This window comes from Hymenobacter tibetensis (genome assembly GCF_022827545.1).
Taxonomy (GTDB): Bacteria; Bacteroidota; Bacteroidia; order Cytophagales; family Hymenobacteraceae; genus Hymenobacter; species Hymenobacter tibetensis.
In genome coordinates this window covers 5205504-5223376 of the sequence record NZ_CP094669.1, presented here as the reverse complement: position 1 = coordinate 5223376, position 17873 = coordinate 5205504, and the positions used below count along the sequence as shown (strand labels likewise).

The 17873-nt window shown below is 54.8% G+C and carries 18 protein-coding genes; 12 read left to right on the top strand and 6 right to left on the bottom strand.

What is annotated here, in order from left to right; translation table 11 throughout:
• Positions 1-11: 11 nt before the first annotated feature.
• The 6 genes from MTX78_RS21040 (at position 12) to MTX78_RS21015 (ending at position 6609) form a co-directional block, all read left to right on the top strand.
• Positions 12-944, top strand: coding sequence for a phosphoribosylaminoimidazolesuccinocarboxamide synthase (locus MTX78_RS21040; RefSeq protein WP_243798068.1), 933 nt, complete (start codon positions 12-14; stop codon positions 942-944).
• Between the two features lie 65 nt (positions 945-1009).
• On the top strand, positions 1010-1396 hold the full coding sequence (locus MTX78_RS21035; protein WP_243798066.1) for a nuclear transport factor 2 family protein: 387 nt from the start codon (positions 1010-1012) through the stop codon (positions 1394-1396).
• 399 nt (positions 1397-1795) lie between these two features.
• Complete coding sequence (purD, locus tag MTX78_RS21030) at positions 1796-3082, top strand: phosphoribosylamine--glycine ligase (RefSeq protein WP_243798064.1); 1287 nt, start codon at positions 1796-1798, stop codon at positions 3080-3082.
• Positions 3079-3753, top strand: coding sequence for a phosphoribosylglycinamide formyltransferase (purN, locus tag MTX78_RS21025; RefSeq protein ID WP_243798062.1), 675 nt, complete (start codon positions 3079-3081; stop codon positions 3751-3753). The genes purD and purN overlap by 4 nt, the downstream gene beginning before the upstream one ends.
• A gap of 96 nt (positions 3754-3849) precedes the next feature.
• Positions 3850-5352 carry an amidophosphoribosyltransferase gene (gene purF / locus MTX78_RS21020; protein WP_243798060.1) on the top strand — a complete coding sequence of 501 codons (1503 nt, stop codon included), beginning with the start codon at positions 3850-3852 and terminating at the stop codon, positions 5350-5352.
• Positions 5353-5490: 138 nt separating this feature from the next.
• Positions 5491-6609, top strand: a complete 1119-nt coding sequence (locus tag MTX78_RS21015) for an AIR synthase-related protein (RefSeq protein ID WP_243798059.1) — start codon at positions 5491-5493, stop codon at positions 6607-6609.
• A 107-nt stretch (positions 6610-6716) separates the two neighbouring features.
• Here MTX78_RS21015 and MTX78_RS25290 read toward each other — a convergent pair whose 3' ends face one another.
• A complete protein-coding gene (locus MTX78_RS25290; RefSeq protein WP_262924444.1) occupies positions 6717-6839 on the bottom strand; it encodes a hypothetical protein in 123 nt (40 codons plus the stop codon).
• Between the two features lie 511 nt (positions 6840-7350).
• Here MTX78_RS25290 and MTX78_RS21010 point away from each other — a divergent pair.
• Both MTX78_RS21010 and MTX78_RS21005 read left to right on the top strand, forming a co-directional pair.
• Positions 7351-8424 carry an outer membrane beta-barrel protein gene (locus tag MTX78_RS21010; RefSeq protein ID WP_243798057.1) on the top strand — a complete coding sequence of 358 codons (1074 nt, stop codon included), beginning with the start codon at positions 7351-7353 and terminating at the stop codon, positions 8422-8424.
• 100 nt (positions 8425-8524) lie between these two features.
• The gene (locus tag MTX78_RS21005) at positions 8525-9889 is read left to right on the top strand and encodes an ammonium transporter (RefSeq protein WP_243798055.1); all 1365 of its coding nucleotides are present in this window, start codon (positions 8525-8527) and stop codon (positions 9887-9889) included.
• Positions 9890-9983: 94 nt separating this feature from the next.
• On the opposite strand, the gene MTX78_RS21000 is transcribed toward MTX78_RS21005, so the two are convergent.
• Together MTX78_RS21000 and MTX78_RS20995 are read right to left on the bottom strand one after the other, a co-directional pair.
• On the bottom strand, positions 9984-10535 hold the full coding sequence (locus MTX78_RS21000; RefSeq protein ID WP_243798053.1) for a DUF4468 domain-containing protein: 552 nt from the start codon (positions 10533-10535) through the stop codon (positions 9984-9986).
• A gap of 286 nt (positions 10536-10821) precedes the next feature.
• On the bottom strand, positions 10822-11037 hold the full coding sequence (locus tag MTX78_RS20995; protein ID WP_243798051.1) for a heavy-metal-associated domain-containing protein: 216 nt from the start codon (positions 11035-11037) through the stop codon (positions 10822-10824).
• Between the two features lie 198 nt (positions 11038-11235).
• On the opposite strand from MTX78_RS20995, the gene MTX78_RS20990 reads away from it, so the two are divergent.
• Positions 11236-11775 (top strand): DUF4240 domain-containing protein, encoded by a 540-nt coding sequence (locus tag MTX78_RS20990; RefSeq protein ID WP_243798050.1) that lies wholly within the window; start codon positions 11236-11238, stop codon positions 11773-11775.
• A 45-nt stretch (positions 11776-11820) separates the two neighbouring features.
• Here MTX78_RS20990 and MTX78_RS20985 read toward each other — a convergent pair whose 3' ends face one another.
• Entirely contained in the window at positions 11821-13308 is a 1488-nt protein-coding gene (locus tag MTX78_RS20985; RefSeq protein WP_243798049.1) for a nicotinate phosphoribosyltransferase, read from the bottom strand.
• Between the two features lie 222 nt (positions 13309-13530).
• On the opposite strand from MTX78_RS20985, the gene MTX78_RS20980 reads away from it, so the two are divergent.
• Complete coding sequence (locus MTX78_RS20980) at positions 13531-14220, top strand: DUF1345 domain-containing protein (RefSeq protein ID WP_243798047.1); 690 nt, start codon at positions 13531-13533, stop codon at positions 14218-14220.
• A 113-nt stretch (positions 14221-14333) separates the two neighbouring features.
• Here MTX78_RS20980 and MTX78_RS20975 read toward each other — a convergent pair whose 3' ends face one another.
• Complete coding sequence (locus MTX78_RS20975) at positions 14334-14702, bottom strand: STAS domain-containing protein (RefSeq protein WP_243798046.1); 369 nt, start codon at positions 14700-14702, stop codon at positions 14334-14336.
• Between the two features lie 423 nt (positions 14703-15125).
• On the opposite strand from MTX78_RS20975, the gene MTX78_RS20970 reads away from it, so the two are divergent.
• Positions 15126-15779, top strand: a complete 654-nt coding sequence (locus MTX78_RS20970) for a response regulator transcription factor (protein ID WP_243798044.1) — start codon at positions 15126-15128, stop codon at positions 15777-15779.
• Between the two features lie 3 nt (positions 15780-15782).
• On the opposite strand, the gene MTX78_RS20965 is transcribed toward MTX78_RS20970, so the two are convergent.
• Positions 15783-16142: a hypothetical protein gene (locus MTX78_RS20965; protein WP_243798042.1), complete on the bottom strand. Its 360-nt coding sequence runs from the start codon at positions 16140-16142 to the stop codon at positions 15783-15785.
• Between the two features lie 505 nt (positions 16143-16647).
• Between MTX78_RS20965 and MTX78_RS20960 the strand changes: the two genes are divergently transcribed.
• Complete coding sequence (locus MTX78_RS20960) at positions 16648-17865, top strand: site-specific integrase (RefSeq protein ID WP_243798041.1); 1218 nt, start codon at positions 16648-16650, stop codon at positions 17863-17865.
• Positions 17866-17873: the final 8 nt, after the last annotated feature.

Genomic DNA, 17873 nt, shown 5'->3' with positions numbered 1-17873 from the left:
ACACTTTACCTATGGACACCCTCAACCATTTCGATACCCCGCAGCTCGAACTCCTGCACCGTGGCAAAGTCCGTGATTCGTACCGGGCCCCCTCGGGCGAGCGGCTCATCGTCGTTACCGACCGTTTGTCGGCCTTCGATTCGGTGCTGGAAACGCCGATTGCGCACAAAGGCGCGGTGCTGAACGGGCTGGCGGCTTTCTGGTTCGAAAAGACGCAGCACATCATTCCCAACCACGTTATCAGCCTGCTCGACCCCAACGTAACGTTGGCCAAGGAAGCCGAGCCGATTCGGGTGGAGATGGTGGTGCGCAACTACCTCACGGGTTCCATGCTGCGCGGCTACCTGAATGGCCAGCGCACATTCTCGGGCGTAACCGTGCCTGACGGATTGACCAAGCACCAGCAGTTCCCCGAGCCGATTGTAACGCCTACCACCAAAGAGGAATCGGACCGCGAAATCACGCCCGAGAACTTGGTGTCGGAGGGGTGGGTGTCGGCAGAGCTGTACGAGAAGATGCGCGTGAAGGCGCTGGAGCTGTTCAACTTCGCTTCGCAGTGGATGGCCGAGCGCGGCATCATCCTAGTGGACACCAAGTACGAGTTCGGTTTGCTGAACGGGGAACTGATTCTGATCGACGAAATCCACACGCCGGATTCGTCGCGGTTCTGGAGCGCCGAAGACTACGCCAAGAACCCGGAGACGGCCGAACAGATGGACAAGGAATACGTGCGTCAGTGGCTGATTGCCAACAAGCAGGACGGCCAGTACCCCCGCGGCCTCACGCCCGAAGTATCGGCCGAAGCCAGCCGCCGCTACCTCGATATCTACGAGCGTATCACGGGGGCTCCACTACAAACCGGCAACAAAACCACCACCGATGGCGACGTACAGGCCCGCCTCGTGAGCAACCTAGTGCGCGCTGGCATCATGAAAGATGCCTGAACTCGTCAATGAGTATGCCCTCAAACGCTGAACTGCGGGTGCAATAGTCCAATTCTTTAGTTGTCATGGAAACCGCCGCCACTCCAAAGCAAATCGTGCTAGCCTACATTGAAGCCTACAACCGCTTCGACGTAGACGGAATGGTGGCGGACCTGCATGACGAGGTAGTGTTCAAGAACATTGCCAACGGCGAAGTGAACCTGATGACAACCGGCAAGGAAAGTTTCCGGCAGCAAGCCGAGCAGGCCAAGCAGTATTTCTCTCAGCGGGAGCAGCGCGTCACCGATTGGCAAATAGTCGGCAACCGGGTGGAAGCATTGATTGACTACACCGGCGTGGCAGCCATCGAATTCCCAAACGGCTTGAAACCTGGCGACACCTTGCAGATGCAGGGCAAGTCGGTTTTCGAGTTGGAAGGCGGCAAGATTCTTTCCATCGAGGACATCAGTTGAAGCCGATGGAAGAACTACTAGCTAAATACGCTCTGAATGATGGCGAACTTCGCTCGTTGAGGCTGAATGCTAATTACACTTCAGTTAACGACTCCTTAGTTCGGCAAGCTTCTGTGGAAGTATTGGTTCGTAAACGGCTGGCAAAAAAACAAACTAGAACCCTGTCTACTACAGATTCGCTTTACTAGTGTCCAGAGCGTTGTCATCAAGGAAAGCTTTGATTCTCACTCTTACTCTGACATTGTCTTCAAGAAGTTGGAAAACGATGCGTGGTACCTCTCGCTAGATCCTTACGGAAACTCAGGAGAGCCTCATGCGGAAGACAATCTGGTCATAATTGCGGATTCGGTTGAAATTGAAGAAGGGGTAATTCAAGATAGATCTTAAGTACAAAACACCTTGGCAACTCCTAAAACCATAGTTCTCCTCGGCGGCGGGGCCCGTGAACACGCCATGGCGTGGAAGCTGACCCGCGACGGTGCCACAGTGCACGTGCTACCCGGCAACGGCGGCATCCCGAACAGCCACCCTGAAATTAGCGCCACCGATTTTCCTGCTGTGCAAAGCTTCTGCGAAGCGAATGGCGTGAAGCTGATTGTGGTAGGGCCTGAGGCACCATTGGCGGCGGGCGTGGTCGATTATTTCGCCGATTCTGATATCCGCGTATTCGGACCGAGCCGGGCCGGGGCAGTGCTGGAAAGCTCTAAAGTGTGGAGCAAGAACTTCATGCGGCGGCACGGCGTAGCTACGGCCATGTCGTGGCAATACCGGAGCGACCAGCTGGATGAGGCCCGCGCCAAGGCTGCTGAGCTGGACGGGCAAGTGGTGGTAAAATACGACGGTCTGGCTGCTGGTAAAGGCGTGTACGTGTGCTCTTCTATAGAGGAAGCCGAGCAGGCCCTCACCGATTTGCAAGCCGAACACACGGGCTGGTTCAGCTTCCTCTTGGAAGAAAAGTTGAGTGGCCCCGAAATCAGCATTATTGGTATCACCGACGGCAACCGGATCCGGCTGCTGGCGCCTTCCCAAGACCATAAGCAACTGCTGGCCGGCGACAAAGGCCCCAACACTGGCGGCATGGGTGCCTACTGCCCCGTGCCCTTCGCCGACGACAACATCCTGGCTGCTATCCGCACCGACATTGTAGACCCGACCTTGCTTGGTCTGCAAAGTGAGCCATTCGATTTCAAGGGCTTCCTGTACTTCGGTATTATGCTTTCGCCGCAAGGCCCGAAGCTGCTGGAATACAACGTCCGCCTCGGCGACCCGGAAGCAGAAGTGCTGCTGCCCGCTCTAGAAAGCAGCTTGCTCGAACTCATTGAAGCGACGCTCGATGGCAACCTGGCCCAAACCACCGTTTGGCAGCGGCCCGGCTACTATGTAGGCGTGGTGCTGGCCTCAGGCGGCTACCCGGCTGCAAAATTTCCTACTGGTTTCCCTATCACTGGCCTCGATGAACTGCACCCCAACATCCTCGCTTTCCACGGTGCCACCCGTCAGCAAGACGGCCAACTGGTAACCAGCGGCGGCCGGGTGATGGTGCTGGTAGCTCACGGACAGGAATTGGAAGAGGCAGTGCAGCTTGTTTACAAAGAAGTAGGAAAAGTTAACTTCCAAGATGCTTATATTCGGAGTGATATTGGCCAACGGCCTGCTCCCGAAATTGCCTTCAATCAAGTACGTTGAGCCAGTTACCGAATCATAGCGCCCCCACCGAAACGTCGGCTCCCGGCTCCCTTCTCGCCAAAGAAGGCGGGCAGCCGGACGCGCCCAAGCGCCTTGCCATCCTGCTTTCGGGCCGGGGCTCCAACATGGTGGCCTTGGTGAAAGCGGTGCAGCAAGGCGAACTGCACGGACTGGCCGAAATAGCCGTCGTGTTCAGCAACAAGCCCGATGCTCCTGGCTTGGCCACCGCGGCAGAACTAGGCTGCTCAACGGCCAGCCTCGCCTCCCAAGGTCTCAAGCGCCCCGAATACGACGCCGAAGTGGTGAAACTGCTGCAAACCTACCAGCCCGACTATGTAGTGCTGGCCGGTTACATGCGGATTTTGTCGCCAGTGTTCATTCAAGCTTTTGCGGGCCGCATCCTCAATATTCATCCTGCGGATACGCATCAGCACCAAGGACTTCACGCCTACGAATGGGCATTTAATAACAGACTTTCGGAAACCAAAATCACGGTACATATGGTTGATGAGGGCCTTGATACGGGCCCCATCCTGGCTCAGCGCACAGTGGATTTGCGCGGAGCCGATACGTTGTCGGAGGTGGAGCGGCGCGGGCTGTTGGTGGAACATGAACTGTACGCCAACACGCTGGTCCGCTTGCTTCAGGGGCAATTGAAAATTGAGAGTTAATGACAATTAACTAGCAACGCGTGGCTTACTCTTCAGTGAGCCATTCTTGCTTCCTCAATTTTTAGTTTTAACTCTCAATTTCTAATTGAACTCGCCATGTGCGGAATAGTAGGTTTTTACGGCCCCGATAACGTTGTGCAGGACATCGTGATTGGCCTCACCGCCCTCCAGCATCGGGGGCAAGATGCCGCGGGCATTGCCACCTTCGACGATAACTTTCATTTACATAAAGGCAACGGGCTTATCAATGACGTGTTCAAACCTAAGCAGCTCAAGAAGCTGAAGGGCAACATCGGCATCGGGCACGCACGCTACACCACCCAAGGCTCCAACGACACCGAGTTGGCACAGCCGTTCACCACCAGCTACCCGTTCGGGCTGAGCATGGTGCACAACGGCAACGTCATCAACTTCCGGCAGGTAGCCAAGCGCCTGCATGAGAAGTACCACGTGCTGCCCAAAACCAGCAACGACCTGGAGCTCATCATGTACACCTTTGCGTCGGAGCTGCGCCTCAAGAATCTCGACCGCCTGTCGGTGGTAGATATTTTTGATGCCGTAGAGACCACGCAAGAATTGGTGAAAGGCGCCTACGCCACTATCACCATCATTGCCGGCCACGGCTTGCTGGCCTTCAACGACCCATTGGGTATCCGGCCGCTGGTACTTGGCCGTCGCGAAACGCCACGCGGTCCGGTTTATGCCTTCGCCTCCGAAAGCACTTGCTTCGACTATTTAGGCTTCGACTTCATCAAGAACGTCGGGCCGGGGCAAGCCGTGTTTATCGACAACGACTTCAAGGTTCACTATAAGAACCCGTATCAGCAGCCCAAGAATTTCTGTGTTTTTGAGCACATCTACTTTGCCCGCGAAGACTCCACTATCCACGGCCGCCTGGTGGCCCGGGAGCGGGTGCGACTAGGTAAGATGCTGGCTCGTAAGGTGATAGAGTCGGGTATCCAGCCGGATATGGTGATTGACGTGCCCTCGTCGGGGTACTTTGCGGCGTCGGGTTTGGCGGAGGCTATAGGCGTGCCATATCGGCGGGCGCTGGTGAAGAACAACCACATGGGGCGTTCCTTCATCGTGAGCAGCCAGGCTGGCCGCGAAGATGTGGTAAAGAAAAAGCTGAACCCCATCCGTGAGTTTGTAGAAGGCAAGAAGGTAGCCGTAGTCGACGACAGCATTGTACGCGGTACTACGTCGCGGCGCATTGTGCGTATTCTGCGCGAAGCCGGCGCCAAAGAAGTGTACTTCATTTCCAGCGCGCCGCCCATCGTCAGCCCCTGCATCTACGGCATCGATATGGCCATGAGCACCGAGCTGATTGCGGCCAACTATACCGAGGAGGAAATCTGCCAATACATCGAGGCCGACCGGGTTATCTACCAGTCGCTCGACGATTTGCAGGAGCTGTTTTCGGAAGACAAAGGCCACGGCGGCAGCTGCTTTGCGTGCTTCACCGGTAACTATCCCACCGGCGACGTCACGAAGTACCTGCGCCACATTCAGGAAGAGCGCCAGAGCCACCGCAAAAAAGAGCCAAACGAAGCCACAACTTCGGTAAGCGCGAAGGCTCCGGAACCCACCGAACACTAACTTGAAATTCTCTGTCATCTTGAGTTGAGCGGAGGGTCTTAGTAGGTCTGGATACCTATTGAACTAGGCTAGTTCTGACGCAATGAACCCTCCGCCCTGTTCAGGATGACAGTTGCTTTATTTGATTTTCCCTTTGCCATGAGCCAGACGTCTGCCGAACCTACTATCAAAGAAACCGCCGGCTACTCCATCGAAGAAGGCAATGCCGCTTCCAAAAATGCATACCATTGGGCGCAGAAAACCTTCAGTACCCGCGCTGGTAAGCCAGGCGAGCCGGCTCAGGATTTGGCCGGGGGCTTCTCCAATGAAATCCGTTTTGGCAGTGAGCGGCTTGGTATTGGCTCCGACGGAATTGGGACCAAGATTGAAGTAGCCGAGCGCACAGACCGGTACGACACGCTCGGTTACGACCTGATTGCCATGGTGGCCGACGACTTGGTGGTGGCGGGTTTCATTCCTACCAACCTGTCGAATATCATCGACGTGAACACGCTCAACTACGAGGTGGTGGATGAACTGATGCGCGGCCTACACGATGCGGCGCAGTTCAGTAAGATTGCCGTAACGGGCGGTGAAATTGCTGAGTTGGGCAACCGCATCGGTGGCTACCCCGGCGCCCGCATGAACTTCAACTGGTGCTCGACGGCAGTGGGGGTGTTGCACCCTAGCTTGGAGCGCCCACTAAGCGGGGCCAATGTGCGGGCGGGTCAGGCCGTGGTAGCGCTTCGCTCGCCTTCGTTCCGTTCCAATGGCTACTCCTTGGCCCGCCGTGCCCTCACCAAAGCCTTCGGTGAAGCTTGGCACACAGCTCTCTACACCGGCTCCGATGCCGCCGAAATGGGCCAGACTTGGGGTGACGTGATGCTGGCGCCCTCGCTTATTTTCTCGCCTGGTGTAGGAGCGGTGCTGGATGCGGGGCTGCCAGTGCACGCCGCTGCGCACATCACCGGCGGTGGCATTGCCGACAACTTCAAGCGCGTACTGAAGAATGGTGTAGGCGCTGAGCTAACCAATTTGTTTGAGCCGCTGCCCGCTATGCAGCAATTGGCCGAGTTGGCCGGTATCACGCCTGCAGAAGCTTACCTCTATTGGAACATGGGCAATGGCATGCTTATCGTAACCGATGAAGACCAAGCCGCTGCCGTAGCTGCCCAACTCCAGGCCGTTGGTTACCAGGCCCAAGTAGCTGGCCGCATCACGGCCGAGCCGGGTGTCCGCTTGCGGGTGGGAGCCGGCGAGTTGAACTACGAAGGATAGCTATTCAAGCTAGAAGCGCAAAAAAGCTTGAAAATTAAGCGTGAGCGTAATTAAGAAGAGCTCAGTAAGAACGAAGCGCAAGCACAGCAAGTAAAAGGCTAGTTCTCTTACAGAAATAGGCAGGCAACTAGGAAGCCCGGCATCTCATTGATGTCGGGCTTCTCTTTTTGGGTACTAGTTGGGCTGTGAATCAGTTTGGGGTTGAGGTGTACTATAGTCTGGAACCTCATGCTTGGCAAGATAGGATTGACTGTAATAGTAGGTGCATTATTTAGGAAGAGGGGTTAAATGATAGGGGTGTTTTTAGTTTTTATTTCAATAAATGCCAGTATAGACCTAAAATTTCATAGGCATGTACTGAAATTAATACGAGATTTATATATATTGGCCTTAAGAATCAAGGGGTATATCAGAATGTGTTGTACAGATTGCTGTTGTTTGAGTTGCCTTACAGAGCTAGCCACGCAAGCACAGTAGCAGCGTCGGTACTTCTAGCAACTACCAGAGAGGACAGCCACCGATTCACTACCCACCTAAGTGAGTCAACACAAAAGCGTTTTCAAGGAGAGTAATAAGTGTGCTTCCCGATGTAGATAGGAAGGTAGTAGAACAGCCAACTGCTACGTCTCAGCCTATTTTTTCGGGGAGTAATGATAAAAGTGACCCGCACGCATGAGTGGCTTATGCCGGTATGCCCATTCGCGCCAGACTTTGCCATTAATCACTCATAATCCGAATAGTATGCTGCTTTTTACCGCTGCCTTTGCTTTGATGGCACCGCTTACCTCCGCGCCGGAGGATTCTGTTAAGACCTCGCCAGATTCCGTCAAGACTTCGCCTTTCAAAATATCTGGCTACGCCGACGCGTACTACCGCTACAATTTCAACAACCCCGGTGAGGCGCCCTACAACAACCTGACGAGCTTCACGAATAGCCACAAATCATTCGAGCTAGGCATGATTTCGGTGAAAGCTGAGCACACCATTGGCAAAGTAGGTTTGGTAGCGGATTTGGGCTTTGGGCGCCGGGCCGAAGAGTTTTCTTACAACGACGACAACACGCGCTTTGCCATCAAGCAGCTGTTTATCACCTATTCGCCCACGGCCAAAATCAAGCTAACGGGTGGTAGCTGGGCCACGCATATCGGGTACGAATCGGTTGATCCTTACCTGAATAGGAATTACAGCATGAGCTATATGTTCTCGTATGGTCCCTTCTTCCATACGGGGATAAAGGCCGATTTCGGGCTCGGCGAGAAGACGAATTTGATGGTGGGCGTAGCTAACCCAACCGACCTGAAAAGCGCAAGCAGCATGCCCAAAACCTTTATTGCGCAACTGGCCACCGGCACGCCCGACGACAAGATAAAGGCCTATTTCAACTACCAAGGAGGGGCGCAACACGATTCGCTGCGTGTACAGCAGGGCGACTTAGTGGTGACCTACGCCCTGTCTAGCCAGCTCAGCTTCTCCTACAACGGCACCGTGCAGTACCGGCAGTTCCGCGGCGAAACTGGCTGGGGCGACTACAACTCTTGGTGGGGCAGCGCCTTGTATGTGAATCTGGACCCGGCGCCCTGGTTCGGCATGACCTTACGAGGCGAGTATTTCGGCGACAAAAAGGCCCTCATAGGCTTCAATGGAAACGTTTTTGAAACTACGCTTTCCTCGAATTTCAAGATTGATAACCTCACCATCATCCCGGAATTGCGCCTCGATAACGGCGATGTAGAGTCGGATTTATTTATCAATAAATCGGGCAGCCTCAAGCAAACCACGGTGAGTGCCTTGCTCGCGGCCGTCTACAAGTTCTAGTTAGCCCGCAGAATAGTGCTCGAATGCAGCGGGCATGGCTCTCCTAAGCACAGTTCATTTCCTCTGAAAAGCCTGTAGTACATTACCCAATTCATGGACCATGGAAAAGTCATTACCATCTAAATTCAATTACGGGACGCTGGCGTTTATCGTCTTATTCGTTCTGGGGTGCATAGCGGCGTTTGTGAAAGTGGAACACCCGGCCGCAGCGCCCGACACCATCAACGGCGCCGACGTGGCTTGGATGCTGACGGCGTCGGCCTTCGTGCTGCTCATGACACCGGGCTTATCGTTTTTCTACGGCGGTATGGTGCGGCCCAAGAACCTGATTTCCACCATGCTGCAAAGCTTCGTAGCACTGGGTGTGATTTCCTTGGTGTGGTATTTTGTGGGCTTCTCGCTGGCCTACGGCGACTCGTTTAGCGGCATCATCGGCGACCCGCGCACGTTCCTGCTACTCAAAGACGTAGGCACGGCTACGCACCCCACGTTGTCGCCAACTATCCCGCTGATTCTGTTCTTCGCCTTCCAGCTCAAGTTTGCCATCATCACGCCGGCCCTCATCACCGGTTCGTTTGCCGAGCGGGTGCGGTTCAAGGGGTATCTGGCGTTCATCATCCTGTTCTGCTTGTTCATCTACTGCCCGCTGGCGCACTGGACATGGCACCCCGAGGGTTTCCTGCGCAAGTGGGGCGTGCTCGACTTTGCGGGTGGTACGGTAGTGCACATTTCGGCGGGAGTAGCCGCATTGGTTGGGGCGTTGGTGCTTGGTCCGCGCAAAACGCACCGCGGGCAGTCTTTCTCTACGCCCAACGTGCCGTTTGTGCTGCTCGGCACTGGCCTGCTGTGGTTTGGCTGGTTTGGTTTCAACGCAGGTTCGGCCCTTGGCGCCAACGAAATGGCTTCGCTTTCTTTTGTGAACACCAACTTGGCCTCGGCGGCGGCATTGGTGGCCTGGATGCTGATTGAAGTGGCCCGCGGCGGCAAGCCCACGGCAATGGGCGCTTGCATTGGGGCCGTAGTGGGCTTGGTAGCCATTACGCCCGCCGCTGGGTATGTGGATTACGGCCAGAGCATCCTGATTGGGGTGGTAGCTTCTAGCATCAGCTTCATGGGGGTGCACTGGAAAAACAACCGCACCAGCATCGACGACACGCTAGACGTGTTTCCGTGCCACGGCCTGGGCGGCATCGTTGGGATGTTGCTGACGGGTGTGTTTGCGGCCAAAGTAGGTCTGGTGAACGGCACGGCAACCGTCTTCAACTATCATCTGCTCGGCCTGGCTATCGTGGTTGGCTATACCGCTGTTGTATCGTGGGTGCTTCTGAAGTTGACTGACGCACTGTTTGGCCTGCGAGTAAAAGAAGCCGACGAAGAACTAGGCCTCGACCTGAGCCAGCACGAGGAATCCACCTACCACGTGGACGAAGAATTCGAGAAAACATACCGCAAGGAATTGGTGTAGCCTAGCTCACTCTACAAACGACAACAAACTTAGCTATCAACACAAAGCCAGCATTCCGTTTGGAGTGCTGGCTTTGTGCATCGAGGTGGTAGGGTTACAGCTGTGTGGTCAGGCTAGTAGGCTTGCCTTGCATGGCTACGTCGAGGCTGCTAAGTACGGCTCGCAGATGCGTATCAACTTGCAAAAGCTTTTTGTCTCGGCTCTTGCGAGGCCTGGTATACACAAGTGCCTCAATTGGAGTGGTCCGAGGATCGGGTGAGCTGTATTTGCCTTCGCGGGCGTTTTGCGGTTGGGTGTGCGTGATGTTGTCGAGCTGGTACGTATAGCTTCCATCCTCAACTGCTACCGCCAGCCGGAACCCAAACGACTCTTGGCCTTTCTTGATGCTACCCCGCAGATGCAGCGCGCCGGTTTCCGGATCTATGTGGCTAACCGAAGCTTTGTAATGGGGTGCCACTCGGGAAACCCACTGCTTGGCCCGCGTAAATAATTGATCTTTGGTTGTGTCCGCTACGGGCATTACGGCTGTGTAGACGGCTCTATTCGTTGTTGTATTTAAGGGAAGCGGCGAAAAGTTGAACGGTGCTTCCTGGGCACTTGCCGCGCTGCCTAGCAGCATCAGCAAGAAAAATAGATACGCTTTCATGGGTGAGAGAGGGAAAGAGGGTGGGAGCGGGCATATACTGTATTGTAGAGCAGTTATATCTTTTTACGAATACCAAGGCCGGATGTATACAAAAAGCTAGTGGTTTCCATAAGACAGTTGGCCAGAGCTACCGGTGTAAAGTGCAGCTAACGAGTTAGTCAGTGTCCGAAAGCTGGACGCTTTACGGCGCTGAAGGGAAGCACTTCTCAACAGTACCGTACTAAAGAAAAACGGTCTGATAACTACCGAAGTAGCCATCAGACCGCGCAAAAGTAAGCGTGAAGGTTTATTTCGCTACGGGTTCTATGTCGAAGCCGGCTTGCGCAACGGCTTTCATCACGAGTTCAGGAATAACGTTTTCACCTTCCACGGTCAAGACTTTATCGGGGTTGTTGGTATCCACATTCCATTTCTTCACGCTGGCTTCGGCGTCGAGGAAAGGCGTGACGGCGCGTAGGCAGTTGGCGCAGTTGATGCTGGTTTTGAATTGTAGGGTTTGCATGATCAAGGTCTGGTTGAGGCTAACTGCACGAGATACAGCCAGCGGTATATGAAGTACACTTTCAACAAAAGAACTACGCAAAAGTAGCGGCAAGGGCAGTGCAACCAGGTATACGCTTTGGTTGCTGATGTGTAGAGTTTTGGTGTACTTCGCCGCCAGCCATTACAACGTATACTTCAGTTCAATAACCTACAGAAAGTGGATAAAAGAGAATTCTGGCAGTTCATAGATGCTGCTAAAGAAGTATCTAAAGGTGACCAAACGCGGCAAGAGCAGGCCTTAATCAATAGCTTAGCTCAACATGAGCCCCAACACATAGTCGAATTCGAGTGCATACTGCGTGAGTACCTAATTGAGGCCGATGATTTCAACATCATGGCTGCTCAGAAAATTCTCAATGGGTACGTAACCGATGACTCCTACCTGTATTTCCGGTGCTGGCTAGTTGGCCAGGGGGAAACGGTATTCATGAATGCGCTAAGCAACCCCGATACTCTGGTGACTGTCGTGCAAGCTCCTTATCAGGATTTCGAAGAACTGCTCTACGTAGCTACTATGGCGTACGAGAAGCGTACTGGTACGAAAGAAGAAGACGATGAGGATACATTTCCGCGGGGTATAGCTTATGCCCGCGGACTAGATTACGATTCTGGTTCCGTCACGAAGGGCGAGGACTGGACGGAAAACCAACTACCCAAACTACTGCCGAAATTGTGGAAGAAGTTTGGCGTGGCCTAACAAGCACAGCGCCCCGATTAGGATACACTCGGGGCGCTGTGCTGTTTACGCTGGGCGTTGTGGGCGCTTTTCCAGAATCAGGTTGGTGCGGAAAGTGTTGAGGTTTTCCTCAAGGCCTACGGGGTAGGTATGCGGATTCAGGAACCGGCGGATGCTGGGGTCGAGGCTTTGCACTTCGCGTTGGGCGTGGGCACGGCTTTCGGCTAGGGTAGGCAGGTCGAGTATGCGACGGCCCTGGCGGAACACCGGTTCTAGCAGTTCCCGGAAATTGGTGGAGCGGATAGGCCGGCGGCGCGTGGGGTCCAGCGGGTCGATGATGGTGAGTTGCTCGGGTAGGGGCTCCGTGGTGTTGTAGAGCATGTCGGCGCGGGGGTGGCCCTTGTCATTGAGGTAGCGGCGCACTTGCAAGATGCCGGGGATGCTGGTTTTGGCAAGTTGCTCGGAAAGCTTCAGGGTGAAGTCCCAAGCCGAGTTGTCGGCGTTGCGTAGCGCCGCCAGCTTGTACACTCCCCCAAGCGCGGCTTGGTTGAAGGCCGTAACTAGCTGCGTGCCAACGCCCCACGTGTCGATGCGGGCGCCTTGCAGCTTGAGGCTGGTAATGAGGTTTTCTTCGAGGTCGTTGCTGGCTACAATACGGGTCTTGGGGAAGCCGGCTTCATCGAGGAGGGCGCGGGCTTCGCGGCTAAGGTAGGCCAAGTCGCCGGAATCGAGGCGAATACCGCCTAGCTCGTGGCCGTCGGCGCGCATCTGGCGGGCTACACTGATGGCGTGGCGCACCCCTTCCAGCGTGTCGTAAGTATCTACTAGGAATACAGAGTCGTCGGGGAAAGCCTTGGCGTAAGCGGCAAAGGCCGTCGGCTCATCTTCGAAGGCCATGACCCAGCTGTGCGCGTGGGTGCCTTTCACCGGAATGCCATAGCGCTGGCCCGCCAGCACGTTGGACGTAGCATCAACCCCGCCCAGGTACGCCGCGCGGCTAGCTCCCAAGCCGCCGTCGAACCCTTGAGCGCGGCGCAATCCAAATTCCAGTACCTGATCGGTGGGGCCAGCAGCCTCGCGGATGCGGGCGGCTTTAGTGGCAATCAGGGTTTGAAAGTTGACGAGCGTAAGCAACGCCGTTTCCAGCAGTTGCGCCTGCAACAGCGGACCCTGCACCCGGATGAGTGGCTCGTTGCCAAATACCACAGTGCCTTCAGCAACGGCTTCTACGCTGCACGTAAACTTCAATTCGCGCAAGAATTGCAGAAAGGCCGCCGGAAACATAGGCGTGCCTTTGCTGCCTTGCAAGCTACCAAGGTAACCAAGGTCGTCTTCTGAAAAGTGGAAGTTCTCCATCCAATCCACGGCCAGCGCAAGGCCAGCTGCTACGGCATAGCCACCCTGAAACGGCGCTTTCCGGAAGTAGAGGTGGAACACAGCCTCCCGGTCTTGCATGCCTTGCTGCCAATAGCCGTAGGCCATGGTGAGCTGGTAGAGGTCGGTGACGAGGCTAAGGGAGGGCGCATAGAGGCCCGAAAGAGGTGCAGGATTCATTGGCAGATCAACAATGGACGCCCCAAGGTACGTGGAGTAACCATATCTGAGATACAGCGGCACTACTTCTGTCTTGTCTGGCCCAGGTGAATGTACCCACACTAGTACGCCCTACGATGCCAATGCTAGCTTCAAGCTTAAGCAGGAATTACGATTTTGCTGGGCCGGAGCTCTTGATAATACCGTAGCTTATGCCAGCCGTTTCACTCGGGCGGTTGCTGTATGTCCTCTTCGGCTACTCCGCCTGCCTTACCGCTACTGCACCGCCTTGGCTTGCTGCCTACCTGGGTGCGCCTCGCCATTGGGCTTATTCCGGCCGTAGCAGTCTTGGGAATTGCTCCCGCTTCCTGGCACCTTGTTACGCGGGTAATAGCGGCCTGGGATGCTTTTTCGCTCACGGCATTGGGGGTGGCGTGGGCTGTTATTTCGGGAGCCGAAGTCAGCCACATCCGGCGTATAGTGGCCCGGGAAGACCCAGGCCGGCGCCTGTCGTTTGCGTTGGTGCTGCTAATGGCCAGCAGCAGCTTACTGGCCGTGCTGTACTTGTTGTTGTCGGTGCACGTCACTTCCGCAGTTATGCGCTACCTGCACGTAGGCTTGGCTATAGCAGATGTTGTTGTAAGCTGGCTACTAGTCCACACGGTGTTCACGCTCCGTTATGCGCACCTCTACTACTACGTGGGCACTGGCCGCGCCGAAGGAGGCTTGGAGTTTCCAGGCGGTGAAGCCGAGCCCGACTACCTCGACTTCGCCTACTTTGCTTTTGTGATTGGCATGACGGCCCAAACCGCCGACGTCAGCATTTCCGGCCAACAGCTACGGCGTTTGGCGCTGTTGCATGGCATGTTGGCTTTCGGCTTCAACACCGTAGTAGTGGCGCTTGCCATCAGTGGCCTCGCAGGAATACTCTAGCTAGGCACGAGCTGCGCTGCTGGCAGCGGCTCTGGTGCTTAACAGTCACCGTGAAGGCAACAGGACCAAAGCTTATGCTGTTTGCCTTGTTGTCTGTCTATAGCTTGGCCGCACTAAGCCGCCGACCGTTGTTTGGTGCGCAGATTGCGGCAATACAACGAAGCATCAAGCAGTGTGGCTACAATGACGGGCTGCGAAGCAGCTGGTAGCTGCAATACCTCCTGCTGAACTACTTCTTCTAAATGGCACAGCACCAATTGAATGTGTTGATGACGCAACCGAAGGTAAAATTCGCCTAGCAGCTGAATGATGGCGGTTGATGGATGGTGCAACTCACTGCAGTCGATCCAAACATTGGCTTTGCCGCTGCCACTCGCTCGTTGCAAAGCCCGCTGTAGCGGCTCTGGCTCAAGCGTCTGCTCACTATCAGTCAAAATCAACAGATAGCTATCTGGCAGGATCTCACGGTACACGTTCATCATGGCAATAAACCAAGCTAAAAGCCAACCCTCAGCGGATGGTTACGCAGAACGAAGCAATGTACGTGTGGTATGAAACGCTGTTCTATTTCCTACTCGCACCCCCAACGCTTCCTCTATTATAACCTCACTTTCAGAGATATACTCACATCGCTTTTGTAAAGCTACTATGTTTGTACAACAAAGAAAATAGAGTTAAATACTGATTTAACGCCTTGGATTACTACTTAATTAATCTCCTGGGGCCAAAGGGAATACTTCTCTCATCCGCAAACAGAATCAATCTGGTGGTGATTGACGTAAGACGATAGCGCACTGCTGTATTGCTTCAGCTACGTCTCTTGGTATAGGAACGACACGCAGGGTTGTGTTGTCTACTACAGAGGTGCCTGAGCTTTTTGTTGTTTTTACCTTTGTTTTGCCGTCATGATCAGAGTACTATTAACCGATGACCACACCATTCTGCGCGACGGTATACGGGCCCTGCTAAGCATGCAGCCCGATCTGGAAGTGGTAGGAGAAGCTGGCAACGGGCAGGAATTGCTGGACTTGCTGGCCACTACCTCCGCCGATGTGGTACTGATGGACATCAACATGCCGGTAATGGATGGCTTTGCTACCATGGAGCATCTGCGTGAACAGTATCCCGATGTACGGGTGCTAGTTCTGTCTATGCTCAACCACGAAAACTACGTGCACCGCATGATAGAAGCCGGCGCCACTGGCTACGTGCTCAAGAATGCCGACATCGCCGAAATAACCTACGGTATTCGGACCGTAGCCGCCGGCCGGCCCTTCCTGTGCACCGAGATAGGGCTGGAGATGCTCTACAAAATAGTGCGCACCACCACGCTCCCTACCGATACCACCCGCACCAGATCCGGCGAATTGTCGAAGCGGGAGCTAGAGGTATTGCGGCTGATATCAGAGGGCATGACCAACGCTGAAATTGCGGACAAGCTATTCACCAGCAAACGCACCATCGAAACGCATCGCCAGAACATCATCGAGAAGACGCAAGCTAAAAACACGGCTGCGCTAATCAAGTACGCTGTTTCCAATGGCTTGCTCAGCGAGTAAGCCCTACGCCGCCGGTACCGTTCCGACTAGTACTTCCGTCGGGTAGGTCCCTGGCGCGTATTCAAGCTGCTGCCCGAGCCGCCGCACAGCTGAGCAGAAAGACTCCTTGGCTGTCTCAAAACCCGCTAATGGCTCGTTCGGCTGTTGGTAATTGCGGTAAGAGGTATGCTGGGTTGGTATCTGCGCTACCATCCGCGCCGCTTCGTGTTCTAAAATGGAACCAGGACTGCCGCGCCACAGAGGCTGGTAGCCGGGCTGCTGCATTAGTTCATTATGTTTGAAGTATAGGGGCACCCCATCGGGCACCGCATACAGGCAAACCCGGCGACCCTGGGGCGCTGGGCTGAGGAAAAGGGACTCCATCACGGAAAACTAAAATTGCAAGAGGTATTGTAGTGGCAATCAGGGCGTACCGAGTTCACGAAATTCGAAAAACTGCGGTTTTTTAGATCTTACAAAGTCTATATTAATTTTTATATTTCCCAATTAGTGCTGCGTATTATTGAAATATTTATACAGATGAAGCTGCTTATTATCCTCTCAGATTGTCGTTTTCGCCCTGTAGGCAATTGAAGTTCTAGCAAAACACAATGGTGGGTTGCTTGATGTGCTCGGCAACAAAAAAGCCGCCACAAGCAGGTAGCTTATGGCGCCTTGGTGGCCCCGGCGGGAATCACACCCTACGACTGACGCCAATTCCTGCTGATGCCAACTGGTTGCTTTATGCACTTTACGCTGTCTATAGCAGGATTACTTATCGGAGTAAGACGGATGGTGTCGGAAGTAATCGGAAAATCTGTCCCCCGATCGTCCCCCGAGGGGGAAACTGCTATCTTTCCTGCCGCACGTACTTGCCTGCTCTGATCTGATGATAGCCATCTCCTTTTTGCTCAAAGAACCGAACGCGTCTAAGCCCACGCCCATTTTCGCATTCGTTGCTTTCTATGGCCAGCGTGTGAAGGTAGCAACTGGATTGAAGATTGAACCACGACAGTGGTTAAAAGGACAGCAGGAAGCGCTTACGCGCGGCTTTAAACAGAACGGGGCCATTAATGACCGGTTGGAGCTGATCAAAGAGCAGTTGACGAACTGCTACGCTACGTGTGTTAGCGCAGGCAACCTTCCCACCGCCGAGCAGCTACGTGCGTCTATTGCGCTGGTAGAAACTACAGAAGAGCCGACGGCATCGCGTACGTTTTGGAATGGGTTTGCCGAGTGGATTGCGCTGACGCGGGCCGCCGGGCAAGTACGAACCGCCCAGACGTACTCGACAGCTGCCCGGCACCTACGCGAGTTCTCGGAGGCAAGTGGTACGGCCGTTGACTTTGATCTGATTACGCCGGTGTGGGGGGACAAATACACGGCCTACCTACTGCATAGTGCTCGGCAGACCGACAACACGATTCACAAGAACGTCACCCGGCTCAAGCGCTTCATGAAGTGGGCCGCTGAGCGGGGCTACCACCAGAACGTCGGCTATACTCGCCTCACTTGGAAGCGGCAGGACCCGGATATCATGACGCTCACCGCCGAAGAGGTGCAGGCGTTGGAAGCGTTGCAATTACCCGAAGGAGGATACCTGGACAATGCCCGCTCGCTGTTTCTGCTGAGCTGCTACACCGGCCTGCGCTACTCCGACCTAGTGAGTATTCGACTCGAGCATCTACGGGGCTCTACGTTGCGGCTGACCACCCAGAAAACCAAGGAGACAGTATACATCCCGCTGCAGGCCCGCGCGCTGCCTATTGTGCAGCGTATCCTGGCTGGCGGCGTGAGAGCGGTTTCCAATCAGAAGCTGAACGACTATATAAAGGAACTGGGCCAGCAGGCAGGAATAACGGAGCCGATCGAAGTCATCCAATACCGCGGCGGTAAGCGCGAGAGCCAGACCATGCCCAAGTGGGAGAAACTAGCGTGTCATTCCGGCCGGCGCACGTTCGTTACCCTGAGTCTGGAGCGGGGCTTACGGCCGGAGCTCGTGATGAAGATTACCGGCCACCGGGACTGGAAGTCCTTTAAGCGCTACGTCAACATCACCGAGACGGCCATTGAGCGGGAGTTCGCCAAGGCGTATGAGATGCCTTGACCATCGCC

Excerpts from the sequence above, each read along its gene's own strand:
- MTX78_RS21005 (WP_243798055.1), top strand. The coding sequence starts at position 8,525 with ATGGAAAAGTCATTACCATCTAAATTCAATTACGGGACGCTGGCGTTT.
- MTX78_RS20975 (WP_243798046.1), bottom strand. The coding sequence starts at position 14,702 with ATGATGAACGTGTACCGTGAGATCCTGCCAGATAGCTATCTGTTGATT.
- MTX78_RS20960 (WP_243798041.1), top strand. The coding sequence starts at position 16,648 with ATGATAGCCATCTCCTTTTTGCTCAAAGAACCGAACGCGTCTAAGCCC.
- MTX78_RS21000 (WP_243798053.1), bottom strand. The coding sequence starts at position 10,535 with ATGAAAGCGTATCTATTTTTCTTGCTGATGCTGCTAGGCAGCGCGGCA.
- MTX78_RS21015 (WP_243798059.1), top strand. The coding sequence starts at position 5,491 with ATGAGCCAGACGTCTGCCGAACCTACTATCAAAGAAACCGCCGGCTAC.
- MTX78_RS21040 (WP_243798068.1), top strand. The coding sequence starts at position 12 with ATGGACACCCTCAACCATTTCGATACCCCGCAGCTCGAACTCCTGCAC.
- MTX78_RS25290 (WP_262924444.1), bottom strand. The coding sequence starts at position 6,839 with ATGAGGTTCCAGACTATAGTACACCTCAACCCCAAACTGATTCACAGC.
- purF (WP_243798060.1), top strand. The coding sequence starts at position 3,850 with ATGTGCGGAATAGTAGGTTTTTACGGCCCCGATAACGTTGTGCAGGAC.
- MTX78_RS20995 (WP_243798051.1), bottom strand. The coding sequence starts at position 11,037 with ATGCAAACCCTACAATTCAAAACCAGCATCAACTGCGCCAACTGCCTA.
- MTX78_RS21010 (WP_243798057.1), top strand. The coding sequence starts at position 7,351 with ATGCTGCTTTTTACCGCTGCCTTTGCTTTGATGGCACCGCTTACCTCC.
- MTX78_RS20985 (WP_243798049.1), bottom strand. The coding sequence starts at position 13,308 with ATGAATCCTGCACCTCTTTCGGGCCTCTATGCGCCCTCCCTTAGCCTC.
- MTX78_RS21035 (WP_243798066.1), top strand. The coding sequence starts at position 1,010 with ATGGAAACCGCCGCCACTCCAAAGCAAATCGTGCTAGCCTACATTGAA.
- MTX78_RS20980 (WP_243798047.1), top strand. The coding sequence starts at position 13,531 with ATGTCCTCTTCGGCTACTCCGCCTGCCTTACCGCTACTGCACCGCCTT.
- MTX78_RS20970 (WP_243798044.1), top strand. The coding sequence starts at position 15,126 with ATGATCAGAGTACTATTAACCGATGACCACACCATTCTGCGCGACGGT.
- MTX78_RS20965 (WP_243798042.1), bottom strand. The coding sequence starts at position 16,142 with ATGGAGTCCCTTTTCCTCAGCCCAGCGCCCCAGGGTCGCCGGGTTTGC.